Origin of the sequence: Kitasatospora terrestris (assembly GCF_039542905.1) — a bacterium.
In the GTDB taxonomy this organism is placed as follows: domain Bacteria; phylum Actinomycetota; class Actinomycetes; order Streptomycetales; family Streptomycetaceae; genus Kitasatospora; species Kitasatospora terrestris.
The window spans coordinates 7,672,462-7,685,222 of the sequence record NZ_BAABIS010000001.1; the positions used below are offsets into that span (position 1 = coordinate 7,672,462).

Here is a 12,761-nt window from a genome sequence, read left to right on the forward strand (position 1 = left end):
GGGAGCGGGTCCGCGCGCGACGGCGGGTGGAGGGGGCGGGCGGGTGGCGGCAGCGGGTGGCAGGCGGAAGGCGGCTGCGGGGGACGGCGCGTGGCCCGGCGGTCAGCCGGCGACGGCGGACGGGGTCGGGGCGGGCCCACCGGTCGGGGCCGGGCGGTCGGCGGGGGCGCCCGGGAGGTCGGTCACCCGAGGGGCCGGCGCCGGCACCGGTGTCGGTGCGGCCGGGGTGCGGCCGGCGAGGCGGCAGCCGAGGCAGGCGGGGTGGCCGGTGCGGGCGGCGGTGTCGCGGTGGCGCCAGTTGCGGGCGTGCGGAGGCCGGGGGCCGCTGGGCTTGCCCCAGCCGGCGAGGTGGAGCAGCCAGGCGGCGAGGCTGCCGAGGGCGGTGAGGGCGGTGCCGGCGATCAGTCCGGCGGTGGACCCGGCGATGAGCGCCAGGCCGGTCGCGGTGGTGCCGAAGACGGCGACGGCCGTGCCGGTCCAGCCGGCGACGGTGTGGCCCATGTCGTGGTGGTCGTGTGCGCCCATGTCGCCTTCTTTGGTGTGATGGGGTCCGCGTGGCCGGGCGTGCGAAGGCCGGCCCGCGGTGTGAGCATTTATCTCACGAGCTAAGTAACTTAGATGCTAAGGAGATGTCCCGTGAAGGGCAAGCCGCGCCCCGAGGCGACCGCCGAGCAGGCGCTCTACGCGATGGACCGCATGATCGCGCTGGCCCAGTTCGGCCAGCAGGACATCGCCGCGCGGCTCGGGCTCAACGTCACCGACCTCACCTGCCTCGGCTTCGTCATCGAGGCCGCCCTCGCCGGCGAGCAGCTCGCCGCCGGCGACCTCGCCGAACGAGCCCAGCTCACCACCGGCGCCGTGACCGGCGTCCTCAACCGCCTGGAACGGGCCGGCTACGCCCGCCGCGAGGCGGACCCGGGCGACCGGCGGCGGGTCCGCGTGGTCATGGACGACACCGCGCAGGACCGGATCATGGCCGTCTACGGCCCGTTCTACGCCCGCCTCGGCGAGCTCTTCGCCGACTACACGCCGGACGAGGTCGCCGTCCTCGCCGACTGGTTCACCCGGGCGCGCGCCGCGATGCGGTCCTCCCTCGACGAGCTGAAGACCGACTGAGGGCGGGATGAAGACAAAGGAGTCGGCCGGCGAATGATCGGTGCGGGGGTGGAGTGGACCGAGGCGTGCGAGCGCTGCGGCGCAGCGATGCGCTGCGAGGGCGGGCAGGCGCTGGTGCGCGACCGGCTGGAGTGGGGGATCGAGTACCGCTGCGCGTGCGGGGCCGCGACGATGGTGTGCGGCGACGGGTTCGGCGAGGAGCCGCCCGGCCTGCGGGCCCGCCTGCTCGCCGAGGGCGGACGGGGCCGGCTGCTGCTCGCCGGGGGCTCGCGGGTCGCGGCGCTGGCGGAGGTCCGCACACTGTTCGGGCTCGGCCTCGGCGCGGCCGGTGCGGCACTGACGGCGCTCGTCGCCGGCACGTACGGGGCGACGGTGCCGGAGGTCGCGCTGCTGGCGCGGCGGCTGCGGGGCCGGGGCGTCGAGGCGGAGGTGGAGGCGGTGGACGGGGCCGGGTGACGGCCTGCCGCCGAGGGCGGTGGGCCGCGACGCCCGCACGGCGCCGCTGTGCGGGACCACCCTGGCCCAGGGCGGGCTCGTCCTCGGCGGCACCGGTCCGGGCGCGGTGTCCGTCCGGGGGAACCTGGCCCGGGCGTACCGGAGACTCGGCAGCCGAACCGAAGTTGACGACTGATCAGGTGTTTGGTTCGGGTCGAAACAGGATACGGTGTGGGCATCCGGCGCGCCCGGCGATCCCTGGAGGGGCCGCGGCGCGAGTGACCGGACGGGTGGCGTGGGTGATTCGTACCGCCACCGGCTTCGCCGAGATCGAGGACGCGCCCCGCCGCGGCCCTGCCGTGCGCTCCGCACGCGCGTCCTTCGACCGGCCAACGGGCAGAAGGAGCCTGGTAGATGAGTGACGACAGACACGCGCGGGGATTCCGCAGGCTGTGGGCCGGCCAGTCGATATCGCAGTTCGGCGACCGGATCTCCGAGCTCGCCCTGCCGCTGATCGCGGTCGGCGCCCTGGACGCGTCGGTGACGGAGGTGTCGGCGCTGACGGCCATGGTGTGGGGGCCGAACCTGCTGGCGGTGTTCCTCGGCGCCTGGGTGGACCAGCGGCGCAGCAAGCGGCGGCTGATGGTGGTGGCGGACCTGGTGCGCGCGGCGGCGCTGCTCACCGTCCCGGCCGCCGCGCTCGCGGGTGCGCTGACCCTGGTCCAGCTGTACGCGGTGGCGGTGGTGACGGGTGCGGCCGGGGTGCTGTTCAACACCGCCTACCCGTCGTACTTCGCCAAGCTGGTGCCGCAGTCGGCGTACATCACCGCCAACAGCCGTCTGAGCGCCAGCCGTTCGGCGTCGTTCGTGGCCGGTCCGGCGGTCGGCGGCGGGCTGGTGCAGCTGCTGACGGCGCCGTTCGCGGTGCTGGTGGACGCGGTGTCGTTCGTCGGGTCGGCGGTGCTGATCGGGCGGACGGCGGTGGAGGAGGCGGAGCCGGGGCCGGCCGGGCCGTCGATGCTGACCCGGGCACGGCTGGGGTTGGCGTTCATCGTCCGGCACCCGGTCCTGCGGGCGAGCCTCGGCACGTGCACGACGGTCAACCTGTTCACCTTCGTCGGCTACAGCCTGACGGTGCTGCTGGCGAGCCGGATCCTCGGGCTGTCGGCGGGCGCGATCGGCCTCGCCTTCGGCGTCGGCGCGACCGGCAGCCTGCTGGCCGCGCTGGTCGCCCCCGCCGTGTCGCGCCGGCTCGGCGTCGGCCCGACGATCGCGCTCGGCGCGGTGCTCTTCCCCGCGTCGATGGCGCTGACGGCGGTGGCCGGCGGCCCGTTCTGGGCGCGGACCGGGGCGCTGGCGGCGGCCCAGTTCCTCGGCGGCATCGGGGTGATGTGGTTCGACATCAACCTCAACTCGCTGCAGGCGAGCGTCATCCCGGACGACATGCGCAGCCGCGTCTCCGGCGCGTTCAACACCGTCAACTACGGGATCCGGCCGCTGGGCGCGCTGCTCGGCGGCGTGCTGGGCACCACGCTCGGGGTGCGGACCGCGCTGATGGTGGCGGCGGTCGGCGGCACCCTGTGCGTGCTGTGGCTGCTGCCCTCGCCGATCCTGCGGATCCGCTCGCTGGACGACGTGGCGAAGCCGGTCGCACCCGAGCCGGCCCCCGCGCCGGTGGGCTGAGCGGCCCCGCCCGCCCCGACCGGTCCGCCCCGACTCAGTCGCGCGGGGCGAAGACGCAGAACTCGTTGCCCTCCGGGTCGGCGAGGACGTCCCACTCGATGTCGTCGTCGCGCCCTCGCACCAGGGTCGCGCCGAGCGCCAGCAGTTCGGCCGGGTCGCCCACCACGTCGAGGTGCATGCGGTTCTTCACGGTCTTCGGCTCCGGCACCCGGTTGACCCAGATCAGCGGGCCCGCGCCGGCCGGGTCGACGATCGGCACCGGCCAGTCCTCGGGCCGCGGCTCGCCCGGACGGCGGACGTACCCCATCGCCGCGCACCACCAGTCGGCGAGCGCGTGGTGGTCGTGGGCGTCGATGCACAGGTCCTTGAAACGGGCGGGCACGTCGGTACTCCTCGTTGGGCCGCTGATCCACGGGTGGAACCCCGAGCGTACGCGGCGGCGTCCCCGCCTGCATGCGAATGATCAAGCGGCTGGTGACCGAGCTCCGCGGGGTCGGACTGCGCCGGATCGGGTCGCGCCGGATCGGACTGCGCCGGATCGGACTGCGGGCGCGAACGCTGCGGCGGGTCCGGGCCGCACGGGCCGTCCCGGTGGCGGTCGCCGTGCTGCTGCTCGGCCACCGCCTGGTGCCGAACACGCCGTGGCACCTGGGGAGTCTGCTGGAGGCGTTGCTGCCCTGGCTCGGTCTCGCGGTGCCGGTCCTCCTGCTCGGCGCGCTGCTCAGGCGCTCGCGGCGGCTCGCGGCGGCCGCCCTGCTCCCCGCGCTGGCCTGGACGTTCGCGTTCGGCGGCCGGCTGCTGCCCGGCGGCGACGGGGCGTACGACCTCACGGTGGTGCAGCACAACGTGGCCGCGCAGAACGAGGATCCCCGAGGTACCGCCCGGGCGCTGGCCGCGACCGGCGCGGACCTGGTCGCCGTCGAGGAGCTGATGGACCCCGCGACGGCCGTCTACGAGCAGGAGTTGGCGGCCGCCTACCCGTACCGCGCCCGCTCGGGCACGGTCGGACTGTGGTCGCGCCACCCGCTGTCGGAGGTCCGCCCGGTCGACCTCAAGCCGAGTGGTCTGCAGGTGTACTGGAAGCGCGGCCTGCGGGTCGTCGCGCACACCCCGGACGGCGAGGTCGCCGTGTACGTCGCGCACCTGCCGTCGGTCAGGTTCGGCGGCCTGGGCGGCTTCACCTCCGAGCGGCGGGACGAGAGCGCCGGGAAGCTGGCCGCCGTGCTGGACGCGGAGCCGCTGCAACGCGTCATCCTTGCGGGCGATTTCAACAGCACCCTGGACGACCGCGGGCTGGCCCCGGTGACCTCGCGGCTGACCGCCGCCCGCTCCGGCTTCGACTTCTCCTGGCCGGCGGCCTTCCCGGTGGCCAGGATCGACCAGATCCTGTGCCGCGGCCTGACCCCGGTGCGGACCTGGACCCTGCCCGCGACCGGCAGCGACCACCTGCCGGTCGCCGCGCGCATCCGCGTCAACGGGCCGTCGGCGTAGTACGTTCGTGGCGTGAGACTCCGGTTCAGCCCCCACCCGATAGCGAGTGCGGCGCCGGTTACGACGGGGAAAGTCCGCCGTAATCCGGCGTAAACAATCTGTTGATCGACTGTCCCGATCAGCAGGTCCGGCACTCCCCACCCGAGGTGCGAACCCGATGAAGCTCACCCCCCGCGAGCAGGAACGCCTGCTCATCCACGTGGCCGCCGACGTGGCCCGCGCCCGCCGCGAACGCGGACTGCGGCTCAACCACCCCGAGGCCGTCGCCCTGATCACCTCCCACGTGCTGGAGGGCGCCCGCGACGGCCGTACCGTGGTCGAACTGATGGCCTCCGGCCGGGAGGTGCTCGGCCGCAAGGACGTGATGGACGGGATCCCCGAGATGATCCCCGACGTCCAGGTGGAGGCCACCTTCCCGGACGGCACCAAGCTGGTCACCGTGCACGGGCCGATCCGGTGAGCGGGGCCTTCGTCCCGGGCGAAGTCCTGTACGGCGAGGGGGAGATCGGGCTGAACGCGGACCGCGCCGTCACCCGCGTCCGGGTCCTGAACACCGCCGACCGGCCGGTGCAGGTCGGCTCGCACTACCACTTCGCCGAGGCCAACCCCGGCCTGGAGCTCGACCGCGCCGCGGCCCGCGGGCAGCGGCTCAACATCCCGGCCGGCACCGCGGTCCGGTTCGAACCGGGCATCCCCGTGGAGGTCGAACTCGTCCCGCTCGGCGGCCTGCGCGAGGTCCACGGGCTGCGCGGCGAGACGGGAGGGCGGCTCGATGACTGACCGCCACGCGCTGTACCTCACCCGGGAGCGCTACGCCGACCTGTACGGTCCCACGGTCGGCGACCGGATCCGGCTCGCCGACACCGACCTGCTGATCGAGGTCGAGGAGGACCGCAGCCGCGGCGGCGACGAGGCGGTGTTCGGCGGCGGCAAGGTGATCCGCGAATCCATGGGCCAGGGCCGTGCCTCGCGCGCCGACGGCGCACCGGACACGGTCATCACCGGCGCGGTGGTGCTCGACCACTGGGGCGTGGTGAAGGCCGACATCGGCCTGCGCGACGGCCGGATCACCGCGCTCGGCAAGGCCGGCAACCCCGAGACCATGGACGGCGTCCACCCCGACCTGGTGATCGGCCCGGAGACCGAGGTGATCGCCGGGAACGGGAAGATCCTCACCGCCGGCGCCATCGACGCCCATGTGCACTTCATCTGCCCGCAGTTGGCGGACGAGGCGCTGGCCGCGGGCATCACCACGCTGGTCGGCGGCGGCACCGGACCCGCCGAGGGCACCAAGGCGACCACCATCACCCCGGGCTCCTGGCACCTGGCCCGGATGTTCGCCGCGATGGACGACCTGCCGGTCAACATCGGCCTGCTCGGCAAGGGCAACACCGTCAACACCGCGGCCATGCACGCCCAACTGCGCGGCGGCGCCCTCGGATTCAAGATCCACGAGGACTGGGGCGCGACACCGGCGGCCATCGACGCCTGCCTGCGGGTCTGCGAGGAGAGCGGCGCCCAACTCGCCCTCCACACCGACACCCTGAACGAGGCCGGATTCGTCGGCGACACCCTGGCGGCGATCGCCGGGCGCGGCATCCACGCCTACCACACCGAAGGCGCGGGCGGCGGGCACGCACCCGACATCATCACCGTGGTCGGCGCGCTCAACGTGCTGCCCAGCTCCACCAACCCGACCCGCCCACACACCGTCAACACCGTCGACGAACACCTCGACATGCTGATGGTCTGCCACCACCTCAGCCCGCACGTGCCCGAGGACCTCGCCTTCGCCGAATCGCGGATCCGGCCCTCCACCATCGCTGCCGAGGACCTGCTGCACGACCTCGGCGCGATCTCCATCATCAGCTCCGACTCGCAGGCCATGGGCCGGATCGGCGAGGTCGTCCTGCGGACCTGGCAGACCGCGCACGTGATGAAGGCCCGGCGCGGCCCGCTCGACGGCGACGGACGCGCCGACAACACCCGCGCCAGGCGGTACGTCGCCAAGTACACCATCAACCCGGCCAGGGCCCAGGGCCTGGACGGCGAGATCGGCTCCGTGGAGACCGGCAAGCTCGCCGACCTGGTGCTCTGGTCACCGGCCTTCTTCGGCGTCAAACCCGACCTGGTGATCAAGGGCGGGCAGATCGCGTGGGCCCAGATGGGCGACGCCAACGCGTCCATCCCCACCCCGCAACCCGTGCTGCCCCGGCCGATGTTCGGCGCCACCGGACGCGCCCCCGGCCGCAACTCGCTCAACTTCACCGCCCAGGCCGCCCTCGACGACGGACTGCCCGAACGGCTCGGCCTGGCCAAGCAGTTCACCGCGATCCGGAACACCCGCGGCGTCACCAAGGACCAGATGGCCAACAACACCGCGAGGCCCGACGTCCGGGTCGACCCCGACACCTTCACCGTGACCGTCGACGGGGAAGCGGTCGTCCCGGCGCCCGCCGCCGAACTGCCGATGACCCAACGGTACTTCCTGTTCTGACGGCCACCGTGAACACTGCCGCACTGCTCCTCCTCGCCGACGGCCGCTTCCCCGCCGGCGGACACGCCCACTCCGGTGGCGCCGAAGCCGCCGTCAAAGCCGGACGGATCCACGACACCGCCACCATGGCCGCGTTCCTCACCGGACGCCTCCACACCGCCGGGCTGACGGCCGCCGCACTCGCGGCCGCCGCCTGCCGGGCCTGCGCCGACGGCCAGGACCTCGTCGAACTCGACGAGGCCGCCGAAGCCCGCACCCCGTCACCCGCCCTGCGGTCCGTCAGCCGCCGCCTCGGACGGCAACTCCTGCGCGCCGCCCGCGCCGCCTGGCCCCACCCCGTCCTCGAACACCTCGCCACCCAGTACCCCGGCGGCGCCCACCACCCCGTCGTCCTCGGCGCCGTCGCCTACGCCGCCGGGCTCGCCCCCCGCGACGCCGCCACCGCCACCGCCTACGAGAGCGTCAACGGCCCCGCCACCGCCTGCGTCCGGCTGCTCGGCCTCGACCCCTACCAGGTCGCCGCCGCACTCGCCGAACTCGCCCCGCAGGTCGACGCCGTCGCCGCCGCGGCCACCCGCGCGGCCGCGCAGCACCGGCTGCCCGCCGCCTCCGCCCCGCTGCTCGACATCCACGCCGAACAGCACAGCACTTGGAAGGTGCGTCTCTTTGCATCGTGACCACGTGGACCTCCACGACGCCCCCACCCGGCACACCTACGCGACCGCCGTCCCCGCAGCCCCCGCGTCCGCCGCAGCCGGCTCCGCATCCCCCGCGCGCCGTGCGCTGCGGATCGGGCTCGGCGGGCCGGTCGGCTCCGGCAAGACCGCCACCGTCGCCGCCCTCTGCCGTGCCCTGCGCGAGGAACTCTCCCTCGCCGTCGTCACCAACGACATCTACACCACCGAGGACGCCGAGTTCCTGCTGCGCAACGCCGTCCTGCCGCCCGACCGGATCGCCGCCGTCGAGACCGGCTGTTGTCCGCACACCGCCATCCGCGACGACATCTCCGCCAACCTCGAAGCCGTCGAGGAACTCGAGGCCGCCGTCGGCCCCCTCGACCTCGTCCTGGTCGAATCCGGCGGCGACAACCTCACCGCCACCTTCAGCCGCGGCCTGGTCGACCACCAGATCTTCGTCATCGACGTCTCCGGCGGCGACAAGATCCCGCGCAAGGGCGGCCCCGGCGTCTCCACCTCCGACCTGCTCGTCATCAACAAGACCGACCTCGCCCCGCTGGTCGGCGCCGACCTCGACGTCATGGCCCGCGACGCCGAGGCCCAGCGCGGCGCCCTGCCCACCGTCTTCACCGCCCTCTCCGCCCCCGACGGCGTCGCACCCGTCGCCGCCTGGGTCCGCGAACGGCTCGCCGCATGGCGGACCTGACCAGGCCCGCGGTCGCCCCCGTCCCCGCCGGCGGCTCCACCGCTGCCCCCGCCCGCGCCGCGACCGCCCCCGCGCCCGCGACCGCCCGCGCCGCGACCGCCCCCGCCCGTGCCAGGACGGCTGCCGCCGCTGCCGGGAGCGACCCTGTCCGTGCCGGGAGCGTCCCCGCCCGTGCCAGGACGGCTGCCGCCGGTGCCGGGAGCGACCCTGTCCGCAGCGCGAACGCCGCCACCACCGTCCGTGCGCAGGCGCGGATCACCGCCGAACCCGACGGCCGCGGTGGCACCGCCCTGCCCGAACTCGCCGGAGCCGGGCCGCTCGCCCTCCGCCGTACCCGCGACGGCGAAGGCGGCGCCGCCCGCGTCACCGTCATCGGCTCGATGGCCGGGCCGCTCGGCGGCGACCGGATCGGCCTGCGCATCGACGTCCGGGCCGGTGCGGCCCTGCACGTCGCCAGCGCCGCCGCCACCGTCAGCCTCCCCGGACCGCACACCGGACCGCACCCCGTACCCGCCCACTACGACCTCGACCTCACCGTCGGCGAGGACGCCACCCTCCACTGGCTCCCCGAACAGGTCGTCGCCGCGAGCGGAAGCCACCTCATCACCCGCGTCCGGATCCGGCTCGCCGCCGGTGCCCGGCTCCGCTACCGCGAGGAACAGGTCCTCGGCCGCCACCACGACTGGTCCACCGGCACCCCACCCGGCCGCCTCACCACCCGACTCACCGTCACCCGCACCGGCCGCACCGTCCTCGACCAGCAGACCGACATCGGCCCCGGCGCCCCCGCCTGGAACGGCCCCGCCGTCCTCGGCCCCCACCGCACCGCCGGCCAACTCCTCACCGTCGGCGACCCCGCCCCACCCCCGCCGCCCCCCGACACCGACGCCGTCCTCCTCATCCTCCCCACCCCCGACGCCACCCTCCTCACCGCCCTCGCCCCCGACGCCCTCGCCCTGCGCCGGCTCCTCCTCCACCCCGCCGCCCGGTAGCCCGTACGGAACCGCCTGCCGGCACGGGCAGGTCGAGGGCTTCCTGGTCCCGCTGTTCGCCCGCGCCGAGCTCGACGCGCTGCGCGAGCTGTTCGAGAAGCATTTCCGTGGCTCCGGCACCTGGAACCACAGCTGGCCGGATGCCGAGCGGGACAGGCTCCGCGGGATCGTCGGCGCCATCCGCTACTGGGTGTCCGACGGGACGGCCGACGAGCCGCACCCTCTGCGACTGGACGAGAGCCGGATCCGCGAGGCCGACGAGGCCTGGATCCCGGTGATCACCCCGGAGGGCCCGGCCGTCCTGATGTGGCACAACTCGGACTGACACGGGGAACCTCTGCCTTCGGCACCTTGGTGGGGCCCGCGGCCACGTGACGACTTCTCAGGTCAGTGCCAACGGCTGAACGCTCCGACATCGACATCGACATCGACATCGACATCGACGCCGGAGCCGGAGCCGGTGACGGCGGCGGCGGTCGTAGGACCGACATCGGCGTGTCGGTGAGGTTCGCTGTGTCAGCGCCTGACCATTGCCGTCGCCACTGTCCATGCCGGTGATCCTCACAGTGTCCGGCGGGCCGGTGCCCGCCGGACGAGCGGTGCCGCCGTCCTGGTCACTTACCCGACGTGACCTGTACGGCCCGTGCCCAACCATGACGGCGAGCCGCGCAGCCGGCCCGGGATGTTCTTGTCAACCGGCCTACGGAGACCGAGTAGCCTCACTACCGAGGAGAGGAGTGCCCCGCGATGAGTCAGCCGGCACACGATGGAGTCGAGCTCATTCCCCGGCCCGAGCAGAGCCCAGCCGCGCTCAAGGCCGCGCTCGCGGTTGTTGCCGTCGATCGGCTCCCGGAGATGGTCGACGGGCAGACCAAGGCGATGGCCGAGGCCATCAGTGCGGGCAGCGTGCAGCCGCTTCGGGCGTTCGTCGCCCATTGGGCGGCCGTTGTGGAGATCGAGCGCCACCCCGAGACTGCCAAGTCGTACCACCGGGCGAACTACCTGGCGAACCACGCGGAGACGGTTGCCGAGCGCCGCGAGCACGCAGTCACCGTTGCCAAGCTCTACAGAGCTGCATTCGCAGCGGTGAACGGATGACCTGGAGCTGGGAGTACCTCCCGGACGAGGCGCAGGTCGCCGGCGGTTGTCCTGCAGACTTTCTCACCGCCGTCGAGCATCGGGCAGCCGAGCTGGTCCGTGCTGCGGAGGCGCTGTACTTGGACGGCACCATATACCAGGGCAGCGGAGAGCCGATGCGGTACCTGGACGTCACTGGAGGCCTGCTCGCCTACTACGTCGTCCCCCGGCTTGAACTCGTAGTCATCTGTCAGGTCACGCCGCCGCCGGCAATGTGATTTTCCGGCCCAGTGCGTCGGCCACCGCTGTGGGGCTCGATTTCCAGAGATGCCGGGCGATGCGCGGCATGAGCTCGACGTGGCAGCGATCCGAGAAGGTGGGCAGTCGCGCCACGGGGACGGGCCGATGGTGGTCGCCCGTGGGTCAGGTGTCGCTGACGATCATGAGGTAGCCGGCGGCGAGGACCGCGAGGACGACGAGCATGGCCAGGGCGAGGGCCAGGACGACGAGGAAGCCGGTGACGCTGGTGACGGCGGTCCAGCCGAGGCGGTTGGCGCGGGCGGCGCGGGCGAGGGCTTCGTCGAGGGCGGAGTCGTCGTGCCGGTCGGGGGCGTCCGGGGTGCTCATGGCGACACGATACGAGAGGTGATCTTGGGGTTCCGGGGCGGGGGCGGTCGGGCGTCTAGCCTGGCGGGATGATGGCTCGGGTGTCGCGGGGGCGCAGGTACCGGCCGCTGTCGCCGTTGCGGGAGCACGTCCGCGAGTCGTTCTGGGTGGCGCCGTTCGTGGCGTGTGCGGTGGCGGTGGTGCTGGCGGGTCTGACCGGCGAGCTGGACCAGCAGCTGTTCCAGGAGGTGTCGGCGCAGACGGAGGACGCCGAGGCGCTGCTGCGGTTCACGAGTGCGGCGAAGGGCGTGGTGTCGACCGTCAGCTCGGCGATGCTGACGTTCATCGGTGTGGTGTTCTCGATCTCGCTGGTGGCGCTGCAGATGGCGGCGAGCCAGTTCAGCCCGCGGGTGCTGCGCCTGTACGTGCGCAGCCGGCTGACGAAAGCGACGTTCTCGGTGTGCCTGGCGACGTTCGTGTTCACGCTGCTGGTGCAGCTGACGTACGAGGACACCACGGACCCGTCGCAGGCGCAGACCGCCCAGGTGTTCTCGACGGTGGTGGCGCTGGCGCTGGTGATGCTGAGCCTGGCGCTGTTCGTGCTGTACGTGCAGGCGACGCTGCGGCTGCTGCGGGTGCCGCACGTGATCGACCGGGTGACCCGGGAGTCGGTGGCGGTGCTGGCGCAGTACCGGCGGCTGGTGCCGGAGGCGGATCTGCCGGGGGATCTGCCGGGGGAGCTGCCGGGCGAGGGGCTGACGCTGCTGCACGAGGGCCGGGCGGGGGTGCTGCGGGACGTGAACATCGCGTGGCTGCTGCGGCTGGCGCGCAAGCACGGCGCGGTGCTGCACCTGGTGCCGCGGATCGGTGACTTCATCGCGCCGGGTACGCCGACGGTGGTGGTGGTCGGCGGGACGCCGCCGCGGCCGTGGCGGATCACCCGGGCGCTGAACGTCGGCGTGGACCGCACGATGCACCAGGACCTGAGTTTCGGCTTCCGCCAGCTGGTGGACATCGCGATCCGGGCGCTGTCGCCGGCGGTGAACGATCCGACGACGGCGGTGCAGGCGGTGGACCGGATCCACCAGCTGCTGGCGATGCTGGCCCCTTGCCCGATGGGGGAGCTGCGGCACCGGGACAAGGACGGCGCGGTGCGCCTGGTGCAGCCGGTGCCGGGGTGGTCGGCGACGGTGGACCTGGCGTTCACCGAGATCCGGGTGTGCGGTGGCGGCCAGCCGCAGCTGACCCGGCGGCTGGTGGCGGCCCTGGACGACCTGCTGCGGATCACCCCGCCGGAGCGGCGCGGCCCGCTGCTGCTCCAGCGCGAGCTGCTGGAGCGCGCTGTCGGCGAGCACGTCGCCGACCCGCAGAACCGGGCCTTCGCGCTCGACCCGGACCGCCAGGGCATCGGCTGACGACACTGCCGACAGGGGGCAGCGAAGAGCCCCGGTCCGCGGGTGCGGGCCGGGGCCGGGGCCGGA

Annotated in this window: 16 protein-coding genes and 1 pseudogene; 14 read left to right on the plus strand and 3 right to left on the minus strand. The window is 73.8% G+C overall.

Annotation, left to right across the window (positions count from 1 at the left end; all coding sequences use genetic code 11):
- Positions 1–102: 102 nt before the first annotated feature.
- Complete coding sequence (locus ABEB06_RS35200) at positions 103–525, minus strand: HGxxPAAW family protein (RefSeq protein WP_345700990.1); 423 nt, start codon at positions 523–525, stop codon at positions 103–105.
- Between the two features lie 111 nt (positions 526–636).
- On the opposite strand from ABEB06_RS35200, the gene ABEB06_RS35205 reads away from it, so the two are divergent.
- From ABEB06_RS35205 to ABEB06_RS35215, 3 genes are all read left to right on the plus strand, one after another.
- Entirely contained in the window at positions 637–1,116 is a 480-nt protein-coding gene (locus ABEB06_RS35205; protein WP_345700991.1) for a MarR family winged helix-turn-helix transcriptional regulator, read from the plus strand.
- 33 nt (positions 1,117–1,149) lie between these two features.
- A complete protein-coding gene (locus tag ABEB06_RS35210) occupies positions 1,150–1,572 on the plus strand; it encodes a hypothetical protein (RefSeq protein WP_345700992.1) in 423 nt (140 codons plus the stop codon).
- Positions 1,573–1,965: 393 nt separating this feature from the next.
- The gene (locus tag ABEB06_RS35215; protein ID WP_345700993.1) at positions 1,966–3,234 is read left to right on the plus strand and encodes an MFS transporter; all 1,269 of its coding nucleotides are present in this window, start codon (positions 1,966–1,968) and stop codon (positions 3,232–3,234) included.
- A gap of 34 nt (positions 3,235–3,268) precedes the next feature.
- Here the strand turns inward: ABEB06_RS35215 and ABEB06_RS35220 are convergent, their stop codons facing one another.
- On the minus strand, positions 3,269–3,616 hold the full coding sequence (locus ABEB06_RS35220) for a VOC family protein (RefSeq protein ID WP_345700994.1): 348 nt from the start codon (positions 3,614–3,616) through the stop codon (positions 3,269–3,271).
- 161 nt (positions 3,617–3,777) lie between these two features.
- On the opposite strand from ABEB06_RS35220, the gene ABEB06_RS35225 reads away from it, so the two are divergent.
- The 10 genes and pseudogenes from ABEB06_RS35225 to ABEB06_RS35270 all read left to right on the plus strand — a co-directional run bounded on the left by ABEB06_RS35225 (position 3,778) and on the right by ABEB06_RS35270 (position 10,952).
- Positions 3,778–4,725, plus strand: coding sequence for an endonuclease/exonuclease/phosphatase family protein (locus tag ABEB06_RS35225; protein ID WP_425559829.1), 948 nt, complete (start codon positions 3,778–3,780; stop codon positions 4,723–4,725).
- 157 nt (positions 4,726–4,882) lie between these two features.
- Complete coding sequence (locus tag ABEB06_RS35230) at positions 4,883–5,185, plus strand: urease subunit gamma (RefSeq protein WP_345700996.1); 303 nt, start codon at positions 4,883–4,885, stop codon at positions 5,183–5,185.
- Positions 5,182–5,505, plus strand: coding sequence for an urease subunit beta (locus ABEB06_RS35235; protein ID WP_345700997.1), 324 nt, complete (start codon positions 5,182–5,184; stop codon positions 5,503–5,505). The genes ABEB06_RS35230 and ABEB06_RS35235 overlap by 4 nt, the downstream gene beginning before the upstream one ends.
- Entirely contained in the window at positions 5,498–7,222 is a 1,725-nt protein-coding gene (locus tag ABEB06_RS35240) for an urease subunit alpha (RefSeq protein ID WP_345700998.1), read from the plus strand. Before ABEB06_RS35235 ends, ABEB06_RS35240 begins: the two co-directional genes overlap by 8 nt.
- An 8-nt stretch (positions 7,223–7,230) precedes the next feature.
- Positions 7,231–7,899: an urease accessory protein UreF gene (locus ABEB06_RS35245; RefSeq protein ID WP_345700999.1), complete on the plus strand. Its 669-nt coding sequence runs from the start codon at positions 7,231–7,233 to the stop codon at positions 7,897–7,899.
- A complete protein-coding gene (ureG, locus tag ABEB06_RS35250; protein ID WP_345701000.1) occupies positions 7,889–8,605 on the plus strand; it encodes an urease accessory protein UreG in 717 nt (238 codons plus the stop codon). The genes ABEB06_RS35245 and ureG overlap by 11 nt, the downstream gene beginning before the upstream one ends.
- A complete protein-coding gene (locus ABEB06_RS35255) occupies positions 8,593–9,597 on the plus strand; it encodes an urease accessory protein UreD (RefSeq protein ID WP_345701001.1) in 1,005 nt (334 codons plus the stop codon). The genes ureG and ABEB06_RS35255 overlap by 13 nt, the downstream gene beginning before the upstream one ends.
- A gap of 19 nt (positions 9,598–9,616) precedes the next feature.
- Positions 9,617–9,922: pseudogene (locus ABEB06_RS35260) on the plus strand (DUF6210 family protein); the annotation flags it as partial.
- Positions 9,923–10,344: 422 nt separating this feature from the next.
- Positions 10,345–10,695 (plus strand): hypothetical protein, encoded by a 351-nt coding sequence (locus ABEB06_RS35265; protein WP_345701002.1) that lies wholly within the window; start codon positions 10,345–10,347, stop codon positions 10,693–10,695.
- Positions 10,692–10,952 carry a hypothetical protein gene (locus ABEB06_RS35270; RefSeq protein WP_345701003.1) on the plus strand — a complete coding sequence of 87 codons (261 nt, stop codon included), beginning with the start codon at positions 10,692–10,694 and terminating at the stop codon, positions 10,950–10,952. The genes ABEB06_RS35265 and ABEB06_RS35270 overlap by 4 nt, the downstream gene beginning before the upstream one ends.
- Before the next feature lie 145 nt (positions 10,953–11,097).
- Here the strand turns inward: ABEB06_RS35270 and ABEB06_RS35275 are convergent, their stop codons facing one another.
- Positions 11,098–11,301: a hypothetical protein gene (locus ABEB06_RS35275; RefSeq protein WP_345701004.1), complete on the minus strand. Its 204-nt coding sequence runs from the start codon at positions 11,299–11,301 to the stop codon at positions 11,098–11,100.
- 68 nt (positions 11,302–11,369) lie between these two features.
- Between ABEB06_RS35275 and ABEB06_RS35280 the strand changes: the two genes are divergently transcribed.
- A complete protein-coding gene (locus ABEB06_RS35280) occupies positions 11,370–12,695 on the plus strand; it encodes a DUF2254 domain-containing protein (RefSeq protein WP_425559735.1) in 1,326 nt (441 codons plus the stop codon).
- Positions 12,696–12,761: the final 66 nt, after the last annotated feature.